The 24,025-nt window shown below is 69.4% G+C and carries 2 protein-coding genes; one reads left to right on the top strand and one right to left on the bottom strand.

Going from position 1 to position 24,025, the window contains the following annotated elements; genetic code table 11:
- Positions 1 to 113 precede the first annotated feature (113 nt).
- Positions 114 to 23,228 (bottom strand): hypothetical protein, encoded by a 23,115-nt coding sequence (locus WME90_RS10665; RefSeq protein ID WP_437280983.1) that lies wholly within the window; start codon positions 23,226 to 23,228, stop codon positions 114 to 116.
- On the opposite strand from WME90_RS10665, the gene WME90_RS10660 reads away from it, so the two are divergent.
- The gene (locus WME90_RS10660; protein WP_437280982.1) at positions 23,164 to 23,835 is read left to right on the top strand and encodes a hypothetical protein; all 672 of its coding nucleotides are present in this window, start codon (positions 23,164 to 23,166) and stop codon (positions 23,833 to 23,835) included. The genes WME90_RS10665 and WME90_RS10660 overlap by 65 nt on opposite strands.
- Positions 23,836 to 24,025: the final 190 nt, after the last annotated feature.

Genomic DNA, 24,025 nt, shown 5'->3' with positions numbered 1-24,025 from the left:
CCGCGCGAGGCGAGGCGCGGCGCGGCCGGCGGGGCATGAACGGCCCGCCTCGGGCCCGAGAAGGACCTCGTCGCCCGAGGGGCCGCCGCGGGGGCGTCTGGCCCGGAACGCCTTCAGCAGTCGCATTGCTTTCGCGCCACGAGCGCCTCGGCGATGGCGTCTAGGAATGGATCAGCGACGGGCCCGCCGGTCGTCGAGGCGATGCGGCTCGCCATGGCGGTCGCCGCCCCCTGGGCGATGCGCGCGATGGCGCCATCGACCTCGCCTCCAGGCACGAGGTGCGGCCTTCCGGCGGCGAGGGGGCCCTTCGCCGCAGCGAGGACGCGATCCATCATGGCGATCGCCGCGGCCTGGGCGATGCGCGCGACGCTCCCCTCGAGGGCGGCCGTCCCGGCGGCCGGAGCGCCGGATGGCGTGCTTTCCCTCGCCGCCGCGAGGATGCGATCCGCCATGGCCGTGGCCGCGTCCTCCGCGAGGTGGACGAGCACGGTATCCATCTTGGCGCTCGCGAGGATCGACGGGGCGTCGGCGATGCGGCCGCTCGCGGCGGAGAGGATCTGGTCCTTCATGGCCAGGGCCGCTTCCTGGGCGACACGCGGGAGATCGCGCTCGCCTGACGACGTTGTCCCGGTCGCGCTGGTCCCAGGCCCGGGGTCCGCGCCGCTTGCCAGACGCGGCGCGCTCGTGGCTGGCAGCGGAGGAGGCCCCGCCGTCGTGTCCAGGTGAGCCGGCGCCGGAGGACCCGCGACGACCGCCGCCTGGCCAGGGCCCTCGCTCGGCACGGGCGACTCGGGCGCCTGTCCTTGCACCGGGGTGAACGAGCCATACGTGACGGCCGTGAAGAGGTCCTTCATGACCTCCTTCTTCACGACCATCGGGAAAGACCGGCCCCACGAGTAAACAGGCACCGTGTAGTGCGCGCCTGTCTCCGTGATCGGGCCGGTGATCACCACCTGATGCGCACCAGAGTCGCCGACTTGCTCCATCGGCGCCGCGTCCGAGGCGCGATCGCTCGACTTGCCTGCTTCGTACTTCTGCGCCTCGGCGTACAGCGCCTTCCAGTCCTGGACCGTGGCGAACGCGAACGGCGCGCCCTCGGCCCCGTTGAACACCTCGTTCACGCGGGTGATGTCGTAATCGCCATCACCCGTCATGATCGTCGGCGCCGCGCCGAACGCCCGGCGCAGGATCGTCGCCACCGAGTTGGCCGACGTCAGCAGATCGCCCTTTGTCTTGGCCACGCCCGCGGGCGCCTCGCCGTCTGCCTTCTTGTCGCGGTAGCTCGCGTGGTCCTCGGCGGCCTTCTGCACGTCGGCCGCGTACTGCGTGGGGGCGAGCTCCCGCAGCACCCGGCCGAGGCTCCGCGCGAGCACGTAATCGAGCGTGCGCGGGTCGCGCATCGCGCTGGAGGCGGCTGCGTCGCCGCGCCGGTTCACGATCTTCTTCACCGCGTTCGACAGCAGCTTCGTCGTGCCCTCCGGCGCCTTGCCGCTCACGTCGAGGACCGTGTCGCCCTGCTGGTCGAGCAGCTTGTCCGTGAACACGGCCTCCGCCATCCGCGTGAAGCCGGCGAAGTCGCTCTTCAGCAGCGCGTACACGATGCCGTGCAGCGCGCACGTCGCGAACTCGTGCTGCGACAGCGACTCGGGGTTGTCGATGAGCTCGCCCATCCTCTGGACCAGCGCGCCGTCCATGCCCCGCGACCGCATCAGCTCGCTCAGCAGGCTCGCCGCCTCTTGCCTGTCGTCGCCCGTGGCCGGACGCGACCAGCTCGCCCGCGCCGCCTTCAGCGCTTCGAGCACGACCTCCGTCGGCCGCGCGGGGCTGCCCGTCATCACCGGCGCGACCTTCACGAGCTCCGCGGTCGCGCTCTTCCCGCTGCTGACATCGCCCGTCGCGCCGGAGCTCTCGCCGGCGAGATCGCCTGTGCGGCCGGCGCGAGCGGGCCGCGGCATCGTGTTGCTGCCGCGCCTGCCGCCCTTGACGAACGAGGTGACGAGGTGCGCTCTCCCGTCGCGCCCCACCCGCACCACCGCCTTCGTCGACCGCTTCCAGAACACGAAGTTGACGGCGCCGCTCTCGTCCGTCGTGCGCTCGACAGCGTCGTGTTCAAGGATGGTGTCACGCGCCGACTGCAGATAGCGCTGCACGTCCTGCGCCGTCGCCCTGCCCTGCTGGCCGGACGGCGTGAAGTCGGCGACGTGCTTGGCCACGTGATACGCGGCCGCGCTCTCGGACGCAAAACCCAGCTTGTCGACCGTCTCCTTCTCCGACAGCGAGCCCACCACGCCTTTGGCCCGGTCGAGCATCGCATGGGACACCGCGCCGGCGCCCTTCACCACCTGCTGCACCCGCTCCCATTGCGCCTCCACGCGCCCAGGATCGTCGAGCCCGGTGGTCAGGTAGAACTCGAAGCGCTCCACGAACCCGTTGAAGTCCTCGGCGTCCTTCAGCGCGAACCGGGCCGCCGGGACGCGCCGCTCCATCGGCACGTCGCTGGCGGCCAGATCGTACACGCGGAGGAGCGCCTCGTGCTTGATCGCGCCCCTCCCATCGCTGAACAGCGGGTGAGACGCGGGGTTCTTGACGCCGGAGTCCTTCAGGAACTGCTCCACCTGGTCCAGCTGCGGCTTGAAACGGAGCCGCTGCTGGCCGCGGTGCGACCCTGAAAGATCCAGGATCGCCTGGTCCCTGGGCGACCAGGGCATCCCGTCCATCAGGTTCTTCACCAGCATGAGCAGCTTGTTGAACTGCCCTGCGTCGTGCAGCTCGCGAAGCCGCTCCGGGTGCAGCTTCACCTGTCCGCCGAGATCCCAGAGCTCCCCGGCCCTCGAGAGCGGGATGCCGGCCTCCTGGATGCTCTTGCTGGCGAGCTCCTGGAAGCGCCTGGGGCTGTCTGCGCTGTCGAGCCCCTCGTCGAACCGCCACGGCTGCGGCCCGGTGTACTCGCCGCCGTCGAGCTCCGGCAGGCCTGGCTGGCCCGTCTCCGAGAAGCCGTTCTTCTTCTTCACCCAGTCGGGTCGGCCGTCCTTCCTGGGTCGCCACCGGTACACGTGGTAGTGCGGCGCCGAGTGACCGATCATGTTGTGGTCGCTCAGGTCCACATCGATGATGACGCGCTCGTCCGCCTTGCCGGGTTCCTTGGCCGTCGCGTGGACTCGGTACTGGTAGATGCGCCCAGTGTCGATATCCACCTTCATCTCAGGCCCAGACGACGGATCCCACGACGCCTCGTCCCTCGGCGTCCGGCGCTGCCGCGGCAGGATATCCCGGCCAAACGCCTCGCCCCGATCATCGAAGCGCCCGGCCACGTCGTCCGGCAACAGCTGCCGGATCGCCTCGCGCGGGAAGCCGAGCACCTCCATCACCTCGATCAGATGCTCCGGCGACTCGACGCCGGTCTTGTGCAAGAACAGCGACTTCTCCGCCAGCGGCGCCGGGTGCTCCTTCATCGCCGACACGATCGACACCGCGTTCTCCCGCACCGCGTCGAGGATCTCCGGCTCCAGCTCGTAACCCCGCTGGTAGAACTTGAGCACGCGCCCCAGCACCCAAGGCTCGTCGCTCAGGTAATCCACCACCGCTTCCTGCCGCTCCTCGATCGACGCAGGCGGGCCCGGATCGGCCACGAAGCGCAGCCGGCCCGTCAAGAGGTCCTCGATGCCGCCGTCCAGCGGATCGAAGACATAGCCCTTTTCGTTCATGTAGAGCGCGTTCATGCGGAAATCCCGCTTCAGCGCGTCCGCCTCCACGTCGAGCGGCCCCGGCGCGGTCCCCTCCTCACCGGTGCTGATGTCCAGCACGTTCTCGTCGCCGCCGAACTTCAGCAGCCGCTGCTTTGGCACCGTATTGATGCCCAGCGCGCCGAACGCCGCCTCCTTGCGCAGCGCGCGCTCCAGCAGCGACAGCGGCATGTTCGTCTTCAGATCGACGTCCCGCTGCGTCTTGTCGAGCATCGGATCGCGCACCGCGCCCCCGACGATGTACACGTCGTAGCCGGACCTGCGAATGAACGCGATCACGTCGCGCACCCGGTGCTCGCCGCCGAGCCGCATATCGAGCAGCTCCGCGTCGGACGTGTCCCCGGGGTCGGGCGCATTCCGCTCCGCCGTGCCACGCGCGGGCGTCGGCGCGTTCTCGATCACGTGCGCTGCCAGCTCGCGCCCCACCAGCTTCGGGCTGAAATAGCCCTCGTCAGTGTTCGACTCCACGAGCTCGGAGAGGCTCATCCCGCCGCGGCCGTCGGGATTGATGCCCCCGAATCGCAGCAGCGGGCGCAAGATGCCCTGATCGTTCGTCGCGAAGTGCGGCACCGCGCTCGCCGTCCGCGCCGAGAAGAAGGCGTCCGCGAGCATGCTGCGATCCGCGCTGCCCTTCCCCTCGCCCACCGATCTCTGCTCGAGCTCCTCGAACCCCTTCTCGTAATCCCCCTTGCGACCCCGAGCGCCTCGGTCGAGCGGCACGCCGAGCCAGGGGATCGACTCCCCGTCCGACGTGACGAAATCTTTTCCGATGACGTCGTATTGATACGTCTCGCCGACGCCCACGTTCGCCAGGCGCAGATCCTTGATGTCGTGCTCTCGGATCAGCTCCTCGATCTGCGCGCGCGCCGTGCGTTTGTTGTGCGGCAGCTGGTCAGGCGGCTCGAGAAGCGCGTCGACAAGGTTGGAGTCGACAACCAGCGAGCTCGAGGTCAGCGGCGGAAACAGCGCCGGATTCTCCATCCGCCCCGCGTGCTCCACCAGCCGCTCGATCAACGCCCGGATCCCGCCGAGCTTGCCCTTGCTCATCGCCAGATCGAGCATCCCGGCGAACGCGTGCTCTCCGAGCGCGCCGCGCAGCGCCTCGGCCTCGGCGCCCGTCAGCCAGCGCCCCTTTCGCCCCCTCTCGATCACCTTGCGCGGCGACTCGTGGTCGCGCGGCGGCGGCGGAGGCGGCGGCAGCGGCGGATTGCGCAGCGCCGTCAGCGCCTCCCTGTTGCCCCGCAGCGAGTCGAGCGCGCCCAGCTCGGCCGCGGCGTCGAACGCGACCTCGCGCAGCTGCTTGTACGGCCTCAGCGCTCGCTCCAACGCTTGCACCAGCACCGCGCCCTTCAGCGTGCTCGCCGGAGGGAGCGCCGCCGTCAGCGTCTTCGCGTAGAGCTCCGCGTTCTTCGACTGGTTCGCGAGCACGCTCGTGAGCAGGCGCCCCACGTCCTCGTCGTCCGCGTTCTCGACCAGCGCGTCCGACAGCGCCCTGTAACCCGGGTCATCCCATATCCACGATGGAATGGCCATCTCCGCTTCGCTCGTGCGCTGGCGCGGCGGCGCTGCGCCCTCGCCGTCGCTGTCGCTGCTCAGCTCCATCCCGCCGAAGGCGTCCAGCAGGTGGTCCCCTCCGGCGTCGCCGCTCGTCGCCGTCCGCCCTGGGCTGGACCGCCCTCCCGGAGCGGCCTCTCCGTCGCTGCTCGCTGTCGTCGAGGAGTCGTCGCTGTCGCTCTCGGACCCGTCCGACGCCGTACGCTCCGCGCCCCGCTGCTCCGCCGACGGCGATCTCTGCCTCGATCCGAGGCTGCCCTCCGTGTCGGATGACGCCGAGGTGCCCTCCTCGCTCTCGCTGCTGCTCCCGTCGCCGCCGATCGTCCAGCGGCCTCGGTCGCGCTCGAACGCACCCAGCACCAGCGTGAAGTGCCCCTCGAGGTGAGGCGCCAGATCGACGCTCGGATCCTCCAGCAAGCTTGGATTGAACGTCAGCCACTTCTCGAGGATCTCATTGGCCAGCGCGGAGGCCGCATCACGCGACATCAGCGGCAGCGCCTCACGGATCTGCGCCGGGATCCCCGGGCCGCCCTCGTCGTCGAACAGCCGTCGGATCGCCGCCTGGTGCTCCTTGTGCGGGACGAGCCGCGCCACGATCTCGCGCAGCGCCGGGCGCGCCGTCCTCACCATGCCGGCGGGGAGGTTGGCCACGCCCGCGTCGGGCCCGAGCGGCGCGTCCGCCGGCTTGGTAAGGGCCTCCGCCGCGGGCGCTTGCGCCGGCACGTAGGTCCCCACCGTGAAGGCCGCAAACAGCTCCGGCATCACATCCTTCTTCACCTGGATGGAGAAGGACCGCCCCCACGACTGGATCGGCACGATGTACGAGTCGCCGTCCTCCGTGATCTCCCCGTCGATCGTGACCTGGTGCGGGCTCGTCCCGTCGACCTTGTCGATCACGCCGGCTCGCGCAGCGTCGTGAGGGCTCGTCGTGCCGGGCTCGTATTTCTGCGCCTCCTTCCACAGCGCATCGCCGTCGAGGACCGTGGCAAACGCGAACGGCGCGCGATCCGCCTGCCTCAGCACCTCATTGACCCGCGCCACGTGGTCGCCGTCCTCCCCGGCGACAAGCACCGTCGCGTCCGCGCCCAGGGGCTTGCTCACGATCGTCGCCGCCGAGTTCGCCGAGAGCAGCAGGTCGCCCTGCTTCTTGGCCGGGCCGCCTTGCCCGGACGACTCAGTAGCTCTGGCGTCGTCGCCCTTCGCGCGATATCCGGGCTTCGCCTGCTCGGTCGTCGCCTCGTCCTTCTTGTACTGCTCGAGGTCGTGCAGCCTCAAGAGCTTGCCCAGGCTCCGCCCCAGCAGGTGGTCCAGGATGTGTCGGTCGAGCGACGCCGTGGCGTCCTTGTCGCCGGCCAGCTGCGTGCGCTTGGCTCCGGCCGTCTTCAGGCCGTTGAACAGCAGCTTGTTGTGACCGGGGTCTCCCGCCTGCGGAAGCCCTCCTCTCATCACGCGCCGGGCCATGTCCTGCACCTCGGCCTTCGCCCCATCTGCCGCGCTCTTCGACGCGTCGCGCGTCAGGTCCACCGGCGCGCTCGCGAAGCGCCCAAGCTGCCTCCCCGTGAACACCGCCGCGACCAGGTGCGAGAACGTCTCGAGATCGCTCTTCAGCAGCGAGTACAGGATCCCCTGCGGCACACACGTGCTGAAGACGGATTGCGACACCGACGCGGGGTTCGTGATCATCTCCCCGAGCCGCTTCACGATGCTCGGGTTGACCCCCTGCGACCGCAGCACATCCTCCAGGAGCGATTTGGCCTCACTCCTGTTCTCCTCCGTCGCCGGGTGGCCCCACGTGCTGCTGCGCTCCCTCAGCTTGTCGATCAGGCCAGAGAGCGCGCTCTCATCGGCCAGCTGGCCGGCGTCGATTTCGGCAGCGTCCGAGGGCACCCCGGACTCCTCGATCGCGCCGAGAGCGCTCGATTCGAAGGCCGGAGGGCTGAACGCCATGGTGGCGTCCTTCACACCGGCCTTGGGCGCGGGCGCCCCGCGGGAGGCCTCGGGCGATCGGGACGCGTCGGAAGGCGCGCCGCCCCGCGGGATAGCGAACAATCGCTCGAGCAGCCCCTTCTCGATACCGATGTGGTCGGCCTTGTCGAGCACCTGGGACGGGGTGGCCCCCATCCCGTCGATCATGTAGGCGACCTCCTCGGGAGTCAGCTGGTCGCTGTCAAGGAGATCCCGGAGTACCTTGTTGATGATGCCGAGGTCGCCAGGATTGGCCGGCTCGAGATAGAACTCGCCCTCCCCCTCGACCTCGTATTTCTTCATCCTGAACTTGATCCACCGGCGGATCTGCGATGGATCGTGCCTGAGCTTCGCCTCCAGCGCCTCGTCGCTGACGCTCGTCCAGCGGAGCTTCCGGTCCTTCAGGTCGTCGAGGCCCTTGCCTGTGGGATCGACGACCTGCTTCGTCCTGGGATCGTAATAGAGGCTGTTGATCGTGAAATCGCGAGAGCTCAGGTCCTCCTTGAGATCGAACGACTGCTGGCCGGGCCCCGGCCCGTGCAGGCTCGCGACGTCGAGCCCAGAGTCCACCTGCCGCTCGATCTGCGCGAGGCCCCAGTACGGCAGCACGCTCGCCTGGGGCAGGCCGCCCTTGCGCGCGCTGTCGCCCAGCTTCTGGTGGTGCATCGCCGCGAAGACGTCCATGGCCGGCATGGTCGTCGACAGGTCGATGTCGGTCGGCTTCTTGAGCTTACCCACCACGTCGCGCACCGCGCCGCCCACGATGGTGGCGATGAAGCCCGACCGCTCGATCATGTCGACGTAACGGCGGACGGGGAAGTGCTTGATCTCGGTGATCTCGGGCGCAAGCCCGAAGTCGAGCAGCTCCTCGAGGCGCCCGCCGATGCCGTCGTCGGCGAACTTCTTTTGCACATCCGCCACCGGGACGCCGCCCATCGACGGCGGCGGGGGCTGTTTCTTGTCCAAGACGATGTCGTACCCGTCGAACGACAGCTCCTGCTCTGCGGGGCTCGTCTCGGGGCCGGTCCGCACCCTGAGCTGCCCGTCGTGGGTATAGCCCAGCACCGACGCCGGCTTGCGCTCGCCGCTGGAGCCGCGGGGCCGGTACGTCAGCGTCATGCCGGCGTAGAGCTTCTGCTCGCCCGGGGCCGTCTCCCGCGACTCGGCGAGGCGCATCAGCTCCGTCTCCGACAGCTGCCGCGGCAGCTTCACCGCCTCGACCGGCCTGACGTTCACCGTCCCCTGCCCCAGCGTGACGGTGAGGCCCTCCGGCCCGAAGAAGCTCGTGTAGCTCTGCTTGCGCTTGCGAGCCTCCATGTCCCGCCCAGCGTGCATGCCCAGCGCGTCCAGCAGCGCCGACGATCCCGTCGCGAGGACGGGCGTCGCCCCGGTCTTTTGCGCGGCGAAGAAGACGTCGGCGAGCTCCGCCAGGTCGCTGCGGCGCGCGTTCCTGATCCGGAGGTCGTACACGGCCTTCAGGACCTCGGCGTACGCGGGGCTCGCGCGGTCCTCCGCGGTCACCGGCAGGACCGGGACAGGGACGCTCTTCCCCGTCGATCCGTCGCCCACCGGCTGCGCCCCGTCCTGGTCGTGCTCGCCTGATGCGCGGGAGAGCTCCTCCTGCGAATCGAGGCCGAACAACAGATGCTCCTTGTCGGGGCCGTTGACGCGGCCGTAACCGAGCGTGCTCGCCAGCACTCTCCGCGGCTCGCCGCCACGGGGCCCGCGCAGCGCCTGCAGCTGGTCCGCCTGCGACTTCTCGCCAGGCCGGCGCGGGAAGCGCTTGAGCGCGGCGGCGCCCGGCTCACGGCCGGCCAGCGCGGTGCGGTTCATCGTCCGCGCCAGGTTGGCGTCGACGACGAGCACCCCGTCCACCGAGCCGGTGGCCCGCTGCTGCTCCTCGAGCTGCTCCCGGTTCGCGACGAGCCGCTCCACGAAGAGCTCGAGCCGGCCGGGGCTCGTCCGGTTCTCGAAGAGGGCGCCGGCAAAGGCGGCGGGGCCGACGAGCTCGACGGCTTGCTCCGCCCGCTCGGGCCCGATCCTATCGACCGCGTCGATGACGTTGCCGAGCGCTCCCTTGAAGGGACGGAGATCCTCGACAAGACCGGAGAACACAGGACCGCCGAGCAGCTCGTGGAGGTGCTCGACGCCGGTCGGGTTCTTTGTCTCCTGGCCGATCCGCTCGATATCCGCTCTCGACGGCTCGCCCGGGAGCTCGAGCGGCGTGTCGGCCAGGAGGGTGCGCTTCGACTCTTCCTTGACGAGGCCGTAGACCCACTTCGGGTCGGCCTTCAGCCGCTCTCTCAGCTCGGCGACCGAGAACGAGCTGCCCGCGAGGACGACCTCGCCGCCTGGGTCGGAGCGCTCGATCGAGGCGCGCGGCTGGCGCCGCCGGAGGTGGTCTATCACCTGCTCATCCGACCACCCGTCGATGAGCTTCGCCCGCTCGCGCTCGGCCTCGCCGATGGAGTCCCAGCTACGCAGCATCGTGCGCAGATCGTCGAGCTCTTGCAGGAGAAAGCCGTACGCCCCGAGCTGCTTCTGCATGTGAAGCTCGAGGTCGATTCGCACCTCGTCGGAGACAGGCCAGGCCCGGTGAGCGTCGCGAACCAACGTCACCAGGTCGAGCGCGGCCGTGAGCGCGCGGAGGTTGTCGTCGCGCGCCTCCGAGCCCGGACCATCCGGGTCATGATGGAAGGGGATGACGGGCTTGAGCTGCTTCTGCATCTCGATCGCCCGGGCGCGCGCGCGCGCGCTGCCGCTCCCGTCGTCGGTCTCGATCGGCTCGACCACGTCGCGTATCGCGGCGATCACGGCCTCGGTCTGCTCGAGCGACATCGGCGGCAGATCTCGGCCGTCGTCGTCGTCGAGCCAGCCGTCCAGCCAGTCGGTCAGCTCCTGGTGGAGCAGCCTGAGCAGCGCGCCGTGCTCCGTGTCCGCCTTGATCTCGATCTGGTTGAGGTTCGGCACCGCGCCGCCCGTGGGCCGGCCGCGGCCGCTCATCTTCATCCACCGCTGGGCCTTCTGCCGCATCGAGCTGAGCTCGAAGTACACCGTCGGCATCCCGAGCAACGCCGGCAGCTCGAGCGCTCCGCTGATCATGCCCGCGGCCATCGCCCGGTTGTGCTCGCGGAGCTGGTCCAGGAAATAGGCCTGCTCGACGAACGAGAGATTGAGGTCCTTCCAGTACTCGATCAGCTGACGGCCGCTCCGGATCCTGCGCTCGACCGACGGCCCCGGCGAGTCAGGCTGGTCACCGAGGATGACCGGCGTGCGTCCTTTGAAATCGTCCTCGACCATCACGACCATCTGGTCGAGCAGGTTGGGATTCGTATCGAGCCCGATGTTCTTGGGTCCGTGGATAAAGCCCGTCTTGCGGTTCCACAGCAGCATGATGGGGTCGTCGCCGAACTGCTTCTGCCGGTACGCTTCGATCTCCTTTTTGCGATCGGGCGAGATGGCGTCGAACATGGCGGTGAGCTGCTTCTTCGCCTTGTAGCGGTCCTCGCGGAACGCCTTCTGGACCACGCTCGTGGCGTGACCGGGGACCCGCAGCGTGGCGTCAGGCTCCGTCCCATCTTTCGGGAACGCGGCTTTGCGCACCTCAGCGTACGCGGCGCGCGCGCCTTTCTCTCTCGCATCCACCTGCTTGATGCGATCGGGCGCGATCCCGGCGGCGCGGTAGAACTGCTCGATGCGATCGGCGTTCTTCTTCATCCGAGCGCGCTCGATCGCCTCGGTCGTCCCGGAGCGCTCGTAGATCTCGTTCAACGAGCGGCCCTCGAGCTTCGCGTGCTCCTTGGACGTGTTGACGTAGTGGGAATCGTCCCAGAGGATCTCGACAGAGAGGTTCGGGTCGAGGCGAAGCGCCGCCGTGATGATGTACATGTCGCCGGTCATGTACGCGGCCTGGACGATCGTGCGAGGGCCGTTGTAGGCGTCGTCCTTATCGCTCGCCGGATCGTCTGGCTCGGAGCTGGTGTCTGACGTGTCGGACGCGGCGACACCTGTGACAGACGCCGGCATGCCGGCGGGGAGATCGGCCACGCCCGCGTCGGGCCCGAGCGGCGCGTCCGCCGGCTTGGTAAGGGCCTCCGCCGCGGGCGCTTGCGCCGGCACGTAGGTCCCCACCGTGAAGGCCGCAAACAGCTCCGGCATCACGTCCTTCTTCACCTGGATGGAGAAGGACCGCCCCCACGACTGGATCGGCACGATGTACGAGTCGCCGTCCTCGGTGATCTCCCCGTCGATCGTGACCTGGTGCGGGCTTGTCCCGTCGACCTTGTCGATCACGCCGGCTCGCGCAGCGTCGTGAGGGCTCGTCGTGCCGGGCTCGTATTTCTGCGCCTCCTTCCACAGCGCCTCTCCGTCGAGGACCGTGGCAAACGCGAACGGCGCGCGATCCGCCTGCCTCAGCACCTCATTGACCCGCGCCACGTGGTCGCCGTCCTCCCCGGCGACAAGCACCGTCGCGTCCGCGCCCAGGGGCTTGCTCACGATCGTCGCCACCGAGTTCGCCGAGAGCAGCAGGTCGCCCTGCTTCTTGACCGGGCCGCCTTGCCCGGACGACTCAGTAGCTCTGGCGCCGTCGCCCTTCGCGCGATATCCGGGCTTCGCCTGCTCGGTCGTCGCCTCGTCCTTCTTGTACTGCTCGAGGTCGTGCAGCCTCAAGAGCTTGCCCAGGCTCCGCCCCAGCAGGTGGTCCAGGACGTGTCGGTCGAGCGACGCCGTGGCGTCCTTGTCGCCGGCCAGCTGCGTGCGCTTGGCTCCGGCCGTCTTCAGGCCGTTGAACAGCAGCTTGTTGTGACCGGGGTCTCCCGCCTGCGGAAGCCCTCCTCTCATCACGCGCCGGGCCATGTCCTGCACCTCGGCCTTCGCCCCATCTGCCGCGCTCTTCGACGCGTCGCGCGTCAGGTCCACCGGCGCGCTCGCGAAGCGCCCAAGCTGCCTCCCCGTGAACACCGCCGCGACCAGGTGCGAGAACGTCTCGAGATCGCTCTTCAGCAGCGAGTACAGGATCCCCTGCGGCACACACGTGCTGAAGACGGATTGCGACACCGACGCGGGGTTCATGATCATCTCCCCGAGCCGCTTCACGATGCTCGGGTTGACCCCCTGCGACCGCAGCAGATCCTCCAGGAGCGATTTGGCCTCACTCCTGTTCTCCTCCGTCGCCGGGTGGCCCCACGTGCTGCTGCGCTCCCTCAGCTTGTCGATCAGGTCGGAGAGCGCGCCCTCATCGACCAGCTGGCCGGCGTCGACCTTGGCGGCGTCCGAGGGCGCACCGGCCGCGTCGAGCGCGCCGAGCGCGTCGAGCACGCTCGATTCGAAGGCCGGAGGGCTGAACGCCATGGTGGCGTCCTTCACACCGGCCTTGGGCGCGGGCGCCCCGCTGGAGGCCTCGGACGATCGGGACGCGTCGGAAGGCGCGCCGCCCCGCGGGATGGCGAACAATCGCTCGAGCAGCCCCTTCTCGATACCGATGTGCTCGGCCTTGTCGAGCACCTGGGATGGGCTGGCCCCCATCCCGTCGATCATGTAGGCGACGTCCTCGGGCGTCAGCTGGTCGCTGTCGAGGAGGTCCCGGAGCACATCGTTGATGGTCTTGAGATCGTCACGATTGGCCGGCTCGAGGTAACGCTCGCCCCCCTCCGCGTCCTTGTACTTCTTCATCCGGAACTTGATCCACCGCCGGATCTGCGGTGGATCGTGCCTGAGCTTCTTCTCCAGCGCCTCGCCGCTGCCGCTCGTCCAGCGGAGCTTGAAGTCCTTCAGATCGTCGAGGCCCTTGCCCGTGGGATCGAGGACCTGCTTCGTCTTGGGATCGTAATAGAGGCTGTTGATCGTGAAGTCGCGAGAGCTCAGGTCCTCCTTGAGATCGAACGACTGCTGGCCGGGCCCCGGTCCGTGCAGGCTCGCGACGTCGAGCCCGGAGTCCACTTGCCGCTCGATCTGCGCGAGGCCCCAGTACGGCAGCACGCTCGCCTGGGGCAGGCCGTCCTTGCGCGCGCTGTCGCCCAGCTTGTGCTGGTGCATCGCCGTGAAGACGTCCATGGCCGGCATGGTCGTCGACAGATCGATGTCGGTCGGGTCCTTGAGCTTGCCCACCACGTCGCGCACCGCGCCGCCCACGATGGTGGAGATGAAGCCCGACCGATCGATCATGTCGACGTAACGGCGGACAGGGATGTGCTCGATCCCGGGGATCTCGGGCGCAAGCTCGAAGTCGAGCAGCTTCTCCAGGCGGGCGCCGATCTCCGGGTCGCCAAACATCTCTTGCACATCCGCGACCGGGACGCCGTTCATCGACGGCGGCGGGGGCTGTTCCTTGTCCAAGACGATGTCGTAGCCGTCGAACGACAGCACCTGCTCCACAGGGCTCGTGGCAGGGCCGGTCCGCACCCTGATCTGCCCGTCGTGGGTATAGCCCAGCACCGACGCCGGCTCGGGCTCGTCGCCGGAGCCGTGGCGCCGGTAAGTCAGCGTCATACCGGCGTAGAGCTTCTGCTCGCCCGGGGCCGTCTTCCGCGTCTCGGCGAGGCGCATCATCTCCGTCTCCGGCAGCTCCCGCGGCAGCTTCACCGCCTCGACCGGCCTGACGTTCACCGTCCCCTGCCCCAGCGTGACGGTGAGGCCGTCCGGCCCGAAGAAGCTCGTGTAGCCCTGCCCGCGCTTGCGAGCCGCCATGTCCCGCCCAGCGTGCATGCCCAGCGCGTCCAGCAACGCCGGCGATCCCGTCGCGAAGACCGGCGTCGACCGGGTCTTCTGCGCGGCAAAGAAGACGTCGGCGAGCTCCGCCAGGTCGCTGCGGCGCGCGTTCCTGATCCGGAGGTCGTACACGGCCTTCAGGACCTCGGCGTACGCGGGGCTCGCGCGGTCCTCCGCGGTCACCGGCAGGACAGGGACAGGCACGCTCTTCCCCGTCTTGGAAGGGCCATCGCTCGTCTTCTGCTGCTTCTTCTGCTCCTGCGCCCCAAGCTTGCCGCCCGCGAGCTCGCCCGACGCGCTGGAGAGCTCGCTCTCCGCGTCGAGCCCGAACAACAGGTGTCTCCTGTCAGGACCGTTGACGCGGCTGTAACCGAGCGTGCTCGCCAGCACCTCCCGCGCGGGCCCGCCGCCGCGCGCGCGCAGCGTCTTCAGCTGGCCCGCCTGCGACTGCTCGCCAGGCCGGCGCGGGAAGCGCTGGAGCTCCTTGGCGCCCGGCTCACGGCCGGCCAGCGCGGCGCGATTCACCGTCCGCGCCAGGCGGGCGTCGACGATGAGCGCTCCGTCGAGCGATCGGGTGTTCCGCTGCTGCTCCTCGATCTGCTCCCGGTTCTCGACGAGCCGCTCCACGAAGAGCTCGAGCCGGCCGGGGCTCGTCCGGTTCTCGAAGAGGGCGCCGGCGAAAGCGGCGGGGCCGACGAGCTCGACGGCTTGCTTCGCCCGCTCGGGCCCGATCGCATCGACCGCGTCGATGACGCTGCCGAGCGCCCCGTCGAAGGGACGCAGATCCTCGACCAGACCGGAGAACACAGGACCGCCGAGCAGCTCGTGGAGGTGCTCCACGCCGGTCGGGTTCTTTGTCTCCTGGCCGATCCGCTCGATATCCGCTCTCGACGGCTCGCCCGGGAGCTGGAGCGGCTCGTCGGCCAGGAGGGTGCGCTCCGACTCTTGCTTGACCAGGCGATAGACCCACTTCGGGTCGGCCTTCAGCCGCTCTCTCAGCTCGGCGATCGGCATCGAACGGCCCGCCAGGGTGACGTCGCCGCCTGGGTCGGAGCGCACGATCGAGGCGCGCGGCTGGCGCCGCCGGAGGTGGTCTATCACCTGCTCATCCGACCACCCGTCGATGAGCTTCGCTCGCTCTTGCTCGGCCCCGCCGATGGAGTCCCAGGTACGCAGGAGCGTGCGCAGATCGTCGAGCTCTTGCTGGAGAAAGCCATAAGACCCCAGATGCTCGCGCCTGTGGCGCGCGAGGTCGCCCCGCACCTCCTTGGAGACGCTCCCGGCCCGGTAAACACGGCGCACCCTCGCCAGCCTCTCGAGCGCCTGGGCGAGCTCTTCGCGCTCCACCGCTGCATCGCTCGACGACGGATCATCCGGGTCGTGATAGAACGGAGCGACGGCCGTCTTCCGCGCCTTGACGATCGGATCGCTCAGGGGGATCGTGTCGTACGCTTCGCTGTCGACGTTGAACACGGTCGGCTGAGCCACGCCGCGTATCGCGTCGATCTCCTTCTCGGTTTCCTCGGGCGACATCGACTTCCGAGCTACGTCTTCGCCAGTGTCGTCCAGCCACTCTTCCAGCTCCTTGTAGGCCAACCTCAGCAGCGCGCCATGCTCCGTGTCGGCCTTGATCTCGATCTGGTTGAGGTTCGGTATCGCGCCGCCCGTGGGCCGGCCGAGGCCGCTCATCTTCGTCCACCGCTGGCCCTTCTGCCGCATCGAGCTGAGCTCGAAGTACACCGTCGGCATCCCGAGCAACGCCGGCAGCTCGAGCGCTCCGCTGATCATGCCCGCGGCCATCGCCCGGTTCTGCTCGCGGAGCTGGTCGAGGAAATAGGCCTGCTCCACGAGCGAGAGGCCGAGCTTGTTCCAGTACTCGATCAGCTGAGGCGCCTCGATGATGCGCTTGGCCGACGGCCCCGGATCTTGGGGTTGATCGCCGATGATGACCGGCAAGCGACCATTGAAATCTTCCTCGATCATCTCGATCATCTGATCGAGCAGGTTGGGATTCGTATCGAGGCCGATGTTCTTGCGACCGTGGGTCCAGCCTGTCGCGCGGTTCCACACCAGCATGATGTTGCTGTCGCCGAAGAAATCCTTCCGGTACCCGTCGATCTTCCCCCGGCGCTCTTCCGAGATCCCCTCGAACATGCCGGCGAGCTTCTGCCTGGCACCGTAGCGATCTTTGCGGAACTCCCTCTGGACCACGCTCGTGGCGTAACCGGGGACCCGCAGCACGGGGTCGGGCGCCGTCCCACCTTTCGGGAACGCGGCGTCGCGCACCTCAGCGTACGCGGCGCGCGCGCCTTTCTCGGTCACATCCACCAGCTCGATGCGATTGGGATCGATCCCGGCTTCGATGTAGAACGCCCTGATGCGATCGGCGTTCTTCTTCATGCGCGCCCGCTCGGCATCGGGTGTCGTCTTGGCGCGCTCGTAGATCTCGTCCACCGAGCGGCCCTCGGTCTCCGCGCGCTCCTCGATCGTGCGGAGGTAGTGTGAGTTATCCCAGAGGATGCGGATCGAGAGGTCCGGGTCGAGGCGCAGCGCCGCCGAGATGATGTACATGTCGCCGGTCATGTACGCGGCCTGGACGATCGTGCGAGGGCCGGTCGCGGCGTCGTCCTCGTCGCTCATCGGATCGTCCGGCTCGGAGCTGGTGTCTGACGTGTCGGATGCGGCGACTGCGGTGGCAGGCGCCGGCATGCCGGCGGGGAGATCGGCCACGCCCGCGTCGGGCTCGAGCGGCGCGTCACTCTGGTCGGCGAGGGCCTCCGCCGCGGGCGCTTGCGCCGGCACGTAGGTCCCCACCGTGAAGGCCACAAACAGCTCCGGCATCACGTCCTTCTTCACCTGGATGGAGAAGGACCGCCCCCACGACTGGATCGGCACGATGTACGAGTCGCCGTCCTCGGTGATCTCCCCGTCGATCGTGACCTGGTGCGGGCTCACCTCGCCGACCTTGTCGATCACGCCGGCTCGCGCAGGATCGTGAGGGCTCGTCGTACCGGGCTCGTATTTCTGCGCCTCCTTCCACAGCGCATCGCCGTCGAGGACCGTGGCAAACGCGAACGGCGCGCGATCCGTCTGCCTCAGCACCTCGTTGACCCGCGCCACGTGGTCGCCGTCCTCCCCGGCGACAAGCACCGTCGCGTCCGCGCCCAGGGGCTTGGTGACGATCGTCGCCACCGAGTTCGCCGAGAGCAGCAGGTCGCCCTGCTTCTTGGACGGGCCGCCTTGCCCGGACGACTCGCTGGCCGACTTGCCGTCGCCCTTCGCGCGATACCCGGGCTTTGCCTGCTCGGTCGTCGCCTCGTCCTTCTTGTACTGCTCGAGGTCGTGCAGCCTCAAGAGCTTGCCCAGGCTCCGCCCCAGCAGGTGGTCCAGGATGTGTCGGTCGAGCGACGCCGTGGCGTCCTTGTCGCCGGCCAGCTGCGTGCGCTTGGCTCCGGCCGTCTTCAGGCCGTTGAACAGCAGCTTGTTGTGACCGGGGTCTCCCGCCTGCGGAAGCCCTCCTGTCATCACGCGCCGGGCCATGTCCTGCACCTCGGCCCTCGCCCCATCTGCCGCGCTCTTCGACGCGTCGCGCGTCAGGTCCACCGGCGCGCTCGCGAAGCGCCCAAGCTGCCTCCCCGTGAACACCGCCGCGACCAGGTGCGAGAACGTCTCGAGATCGCTCTTCAGCAGCGAGTACAGGATTCCCTGCGGCACGCACGTGCTAAAGACGGATTGCGACACCGACGCGGGGTTCATGATCATCTCCCCGAGCCGCTTCACGATGCTCGGGTTGACCCCCTGCGACCGCAGCAGATCCTCCAGGAGCGATTTGGCCTCACTCCTGTTCTCCTCCGTCGCCGGGTGACCCCACGCGCTGCTGCGCTCCTTCAGCTTGTCGATCAGGTCGGAGAGCGCGCCCTCATCGGCCAGCTGGCCGGCATCGATTTCGGCAGCATCCGAGGGCGCGCCGGACGCATCGAGCACGCCGGACGCATCGAGCGCGCCCGGAGCGCTTGATTCGAAGGCCGGAGGGTTGAACGCCATGGTGGCGTCCTTCACACCGGCGTTGGGCGCGGGCGCCCCGCTGGAGGCCTCGGGCGATCGGGACGCGTCGGAAGGCGCGCCGCCCCGCGGGATGGCGAACAATCGCTCGAGCAGCCCCTTCTCGATACCGATGTGGTCGGCCTTGTCGAGCACCTGGGACGGGCTGGCCCCCATCCCGTCGATCATGTAGGCGACGTCCTCGGGCGTCAGCTGGTCGCTGTCGAGGAGGTCCCGGAGCACATCGTTGATGGTCTTGAGATCGTCACGATTGGCCGGCTCGAGGTAACGCTCGCGCCCCTCCGCGTCCTTGTACTTCTTCATCCGGAACTTGATCCACCGCCGGATCTGCGGTGGATCGTGCCTGAGCTTCTTCTCCAGCGCCTCGCCGCTGCCGCTCGTCCAGCGGAGCTTGAAGTCCTTCAGATCGTCGAGGCCCTTGCCCGTGGGATCGAGGACCTGCTTCGTCTTGGGATCGTAATAGAGGCTGTTGATCGTGAAGTCGCGAGAGCTCAGGTCCTCCGCGAGGTCAAAAGATTGCTGGCCGGGCCCCGGCCCGTGCAGGCTCGCGACGTCCAGCCCGGAGTCCACTTGCCGCTCGATCTGCGCGAGGCCCCAGTACGGCAGCACGCTCGCCTGGGGCAGGCCGTCCTTGCGCGCGCTGTCGCCCAGCTTCTGGTGGTGCATCGCCGTGAAGACGTCCATGGCCGGCATGGTCGTCGACAGATCGATGTCGGTCGGGTCCTTGAGCTTGCCCACCACGTCGCGCACCGCGCCGCCCACGATGGTGGAGACGAAGCCCGACCGATCGATCATGTCGACGTAACGGCGGACAGGGATGTGCTCGATCCCGGGGATCTCGGGCGCAAGCTCGAAGTCGAGCAGCTTCTCCAGGCGGGCGCCGATCTCCGGGTCGCCGAACATCGCCTGCACTTCTTCCATCGGAACGCCCTCGACCCGCGGCGGCGGGGGCTGTTCCTCGTCGAGGACGATGTCGAACTCGTCGGACGAGAGCACCTGCTCCACAGGGCTCGTGGCAGGGCCGGTCCGCACCCTGAGCCCCCCGGTGTTGTTGTAGCCCAGCACCGAGGCCGGCTTGGGCTCGCCGCTGGAGTTGCGGGGCCGGTACGTCAGCGTCATGCCGGCGTAGAGCTTCTGCTCGCCCGGGGCCGTCTGCCGCGTCTCGGCGAGGCGCATCATCTCCGTCTCCGGCAGCTCCCGCGGCAGCTTCACCGCCTCGACCGGCCTGACGTTGACCGTCCCCTGCCCCAGCGTGACGGTGAGGCCGTCCGGCCCGAAGAAGCTCGTGTAGCCCTGCCCGCGCCCGCGAGCCGCCATGTCCCGCCCAGCGTGCATGCCGAGGGCGTCCAGCAGCGCCGGCGATCCCGTCGCGAAGACCGGCGTCGACCCGGTCTTCTGCGCGGCGAAGAAGACGTCGGCGAGCTCGGCCAGGTCGCCGCGGCGCGCGTTCCTGATCCGGAGGTCGTACACGGCCTTCAGGACCTCGGCGTACGCGGGGCTCGCGCGGTCCTCCGCGGTCACCGGCAGGACGGGGACAGGCACGCTCTTCCCCGTCTTGGAAGGGCCGTCGCTCGTCTTCTGCTCCTGCGCCCCGGGCTTGCCGCCCGCGAGCTCGCCCGACGCGCCGGAGAGCTCGCTCTCCGCGTCGAGCCCGAACAACAGGTGTCTCTTGTCAGGACCGTTGACGCGGCCATAACCGAGCGTGCTCGCCAGCACCTCCCGCGCGGGCCCGCCGCCGCGCGCGCGCAGCGTCTTCAGCTGGCCCGCCTGCGATTGCTCGCCAGGCCGGCGCGGGAAGCGCTGGAGCTCCTTGGCGCCCGGCTCACGGCCGGCCAGCGCGGCGCGGTTCACCGTCCGCGCCAGGCGGGCGTCGACGATGAGCGCCCCGTCGAGCGATCGGGTGTTCCGCTGCTGCTCCTCGATCTGCTCCCGGTTCTCGACGAGCCGCTCCACGAAGAGCTCGAGCCGGCCGGGGCTCGTCCGGTTCTCGAAGAGGACGCCGGCGAAGGCGGCGGGGCCGACGAGCTCGACGGCTTGCTCCGCCCGCTCGAGCCCGATCGTAGCGACCGCGTCGATGACGTTGCCGAGCGCCCCGTCGAAGGGGCCCAGATCCTCGGCCAGACCGGAGAACACCGGACCGCCGAGCAGATCGTAAAGGCTCCTGAGGCCGGTCGGGTCGCCGGTCTCCTCGACGAGCCGCGTGATCTCCGCTCTCGACGGCTCGCGCGGGGGCTGGAGCGGCTCGTCGGCCAGGAGGGTGCGCTCCGACTCTTGCTTGACGAGGCGATAGACCCACTTGGGGTCGGCCTTCAGCCGCTCCCTCAGCTCGGCGATCGGCATCGAACGGCCCGCCAGGGTCACGTCGCCGTCTGGGCCGGAGCGCTCGATCGAGGCGCGCGGCTGGCGCCGCCGGAGGTGGTCTATCACCTGCTCATCCGACCACCCGTCGATGAGCTTCGCCCGCTCTTGCTCGGCCTCGCCGATGGAGTCCCAGGTATGCAGGAGCGTGCGTAGATCGTCCAGCTCTCGCGGGAGGAAGCCGTAAGCCCCCAGCAGCTCGCCGACGTGACGATCGAGGTCGGCTCGGACCTCGTCGGAGACAGGCCAGGCCCGGTGAGCGCCGCGCACCGACGCCAGCAGATCGAGCCCCTTCTTGAGCTCCTCGAGGTTGTCGTCGCGCAGCTTCGAGCCCGGCCCATCCGGGTCGTGATGGAACGGGACGACGGGCTTGTTACGGCGCTCGATGGCCAGCTCGGTCGCGCGGCCGTCGTCGCTCCCAGCGTCGATCTCGATCGGGCCGACCGCGTCGCGTATCGCGTCGATCACGGCCTGGGTGTCTTGGAGCGACATGGGCGGCTGATCTCCGCTGTCGTCGTCCAGCCAGCCGTCCAGCCAGTCGGTCAGCTCCTGGTAGAGCAGCCTGAGCAGCGCGCCGTGCTCCGTGTCGGCCTTGATCTCGATCTGGTTGAGGTTCGGCACCGCGCCGCCCGCCGGCCGGCCGCGGCCGCTCATCTTCATCCACCGCTGGCCCTTCTGCCGCATCGAGCTGAGCTCGAAGTACACGGTCGGCATCCCGAGCAGCGCCGGCAGCTCGAGCGCTCCGCTGATCATGCCCGCGGCCATCGCCCGGTTCTGCTCGCGGAGCTGGTCGAGGAAATAGGCCTGCTCCACGAACGAGAGGTTGAGCTCTTTCCAGTACTCGATCAGCTGACGGCCGCTCTGGGTCCTGCGCTCGACAGACGGCCCCGGCGAGTCGGGCGGGTCACCGATGATGACCGGCTGGCGCCCTCCGAAATCCTCCTCGACCATCACGACCATCTGGTCGAGCAGGTTGGGGTTCATATCGAGGCCGATGTTCTTGGGCCCGTGGATAAAGCCCGTCTTGCGGTTCCACAGCAGCATGATGGTGTCGTCGCCGAAGAGGCCCCGCCGATACGAATCGATCTGCGCTTTGCGCTCGGGCGAGATGGCGTCGAACATGCCGGTGAGCTGCTTCTTCGCCTTGTAGCGATCCTCGCGGAACGCCTTCTGGACCACGCTCGTGGCGTAACCGGGGACCCGCAGCACGGGGTCGGGCGCCGTCCCATCGTCCGGAAACGCGGCTTTGCGCACGTCAGCGTACGCGGCGCGCGCGCCCTTCTCTGTCGCATCCACCTGCTCGATGCGATGGGGCTCGATCCCGGCTTCGAGGTAGAATTGCTGGATGCGATCGGCGTTCTTCTTCATGCGCGCCCGCTCGATCGCCTCGGTCGTCTTGGCGCTCTCGTAGATCTCCGACAGCGAGCGGCCCTCGAGCTCCGCGCGCTCCTTGGACGTGCCGACGTAGTGGGAATCGTCCCAGAGGATGCGGACCGAGAGGTTCGGGTCGAGCCGCAGCGCCGCCGCGATGATGTACATGTCGCCGGTCATGTACGCGGCCTGGACGAGCGTGCGAGGGCCGGTCGTGGCGTCGTCGTCGTCGCTGTTCGGATCATCCGGCTCGGAGCTATCGTCCGACGCCTCGGAGGGGGCCTTCACCACGTTCCCGGAGCGCGGCAGCCCGCTGCCGGACGCCTCATTGGCCGGCGCTCCCGACGAGGTGGAGGTGCTCGACGGCTGCGCCGTCGCGCCGCCGCCGTTGCCGAATCCTGCGGTGAGGCTCGCCAGATCGACGGGCCTCCGCTTCCCCGCGGACTCGGCGGCTGCGGTGACAGCAGCGGTGGCGGGCGCGACCACCGCGGCGATGGCCGCGATCGCTGCCGGAGACGTCACCTCGGTGCCGCTGTGCTCGCCGAACAGCACAGTGTCGCCGATCTTCACCTCGAGCGGGCGACCCTCGCCTTCCTTCAGCACCGTGCCGCTGCTCACGGCGACGACGTGCCCCTCGTCCGGCTTCTCCGCGGCGTTGTCGGGGATGATGATGCCCCCCGTGGTCGTCGTCTCGCTCTCGGCCCGCTCGAGGATGATCCTATCCTCCAGCTGCCCGATTTTCTGGCCGGACTCTGCCTTGGCATCCTGGCCGGACGCTGCCTCGGTCTTGTTGCTGTCGGCCTCGTCGAGGAGCTGAGCGCCGTCCTCCGTGGCGGGCTCGGTCGATTCCGTGCCGTCGTCCTCCGCCAGCTCTCCCCGGGAACGCGGCGCATTGCTGCGGTCGCCGCTCTTGGCGGGCCGCGGCAGGCCGCCGTCCTTTGTCGGCTCGGCGCCGCGGTGCAGCTCCTCCGGTGTCTTGCTGAGGAGCTCGGGAGACTTGATGTCACCTCTCTTCGAGGGCGCCGTCTTGGCGGCCTCCGTGACGGGCGCGGTGGGCGGTGAGCCGGTTTTCTCCGAAGACGCTGACTCGATGGCTTTCTTGGCGAGATCGGGTGTTGCCTTCGCGATGTCCTCGATCGCGGTACCGCTTTGGTTGTTGGGCGCGAGCCCCGGGGAGACCGGCGAAGGCGCCGTAGTAGGCCGCGGTGATGACGCGACCGGCTTCGGCGACGACGCGACCGGCTTCGGCGACACCTCGCCCGGCTGCGGCGACGACGCGACCGGCTTCGGCGACACCTCGCCCGGCTGCGGCGACGACGCGACCGGCTTCGGCGACACTTCGCCCGGCTGCGGCGACGGCGCGACCGGCTTCGGCTGCGACACCACCGGCTCCAGCGGCGACGTGACCGGCTTCGGCGACACCTCGCCCGGCTGCGGCTGCGGCACCACCGGCTTCGGCTGCGACACCACCGGCTCCAGCGGCGACGCGATCGGCTGCTGCGGCGACGCGACCGGCTGCTGCGGCGGCGTTACCGGCCGCGGCGGCGACGCGACCGGCTTCGGCTGCGACACCACCGGCTCCAGCGGCGACGTGACCGGCCGCGGCGGCGACGTGACCGGCCGCGGCGGCGACGCGACCGGCTGCGGCAACGGCGTTACCGGCCGCAGCGGCGACGCGACCGGCTGCGGCGACGACGCGACCGGCTGCGGCGACGCCGTTACCGGCTGCGGCGACGACACGCTCGGCCGCGGCGGCGACGCAACCGGCCGCGGCGGCGACGCGCTCGGCTGCGGCGACGACGCGCTCGGCTGCGGCGACGGCGTTACTGGCCGCGGCGACGACACACTCGGCCGCGGCGACGGCGCCGGGCTCGCCGATCCTCCCCCATTGCCGGATGACGTGCTCCCGAATGCGCCGCCCACCTGGCGCGGCGGCGGCGACGGCTGCCGTGAACCGCCCCCCGACGTGACGGGCGGCGGCGCCGGCGCCTGCCCGGACGCGCCGCTCGAAGCCCTCGTGTTGATCGATGTCCTGCTGACCGGATCCCACGCGGGCTCCGCGCTCGCGGTCTGAGCAGGAGCCGGGCCCGCGGCGCTGGACGAAGCAGCGCCGCCGACCGGGCGCCCCGTGCTCTCGGTGGGATGTGAAAAATTACCAGAGCTCTTGTCAGAGGTCCGCGAGAACGACCGAACACGCCGCATCGCCAATGGTTGCCTCGAAAAACGTGCGTTGCCAAGCGTTGCCAAGCGCCGGCGCTCCCGCC

This window comes from Sorangium sp. So ce375, assembly GCF_051473855.1.
Classification (GTDB): domain Bacteria; phylum Myxococcota_A; class Polyangia; order Polyangiales; family Polyangiaceae; genus Sorangium.
Note: the sequence above shows the minus strand (reverse complement) of the source record. Positions and strands in the feature narration are given on the sequence as shown.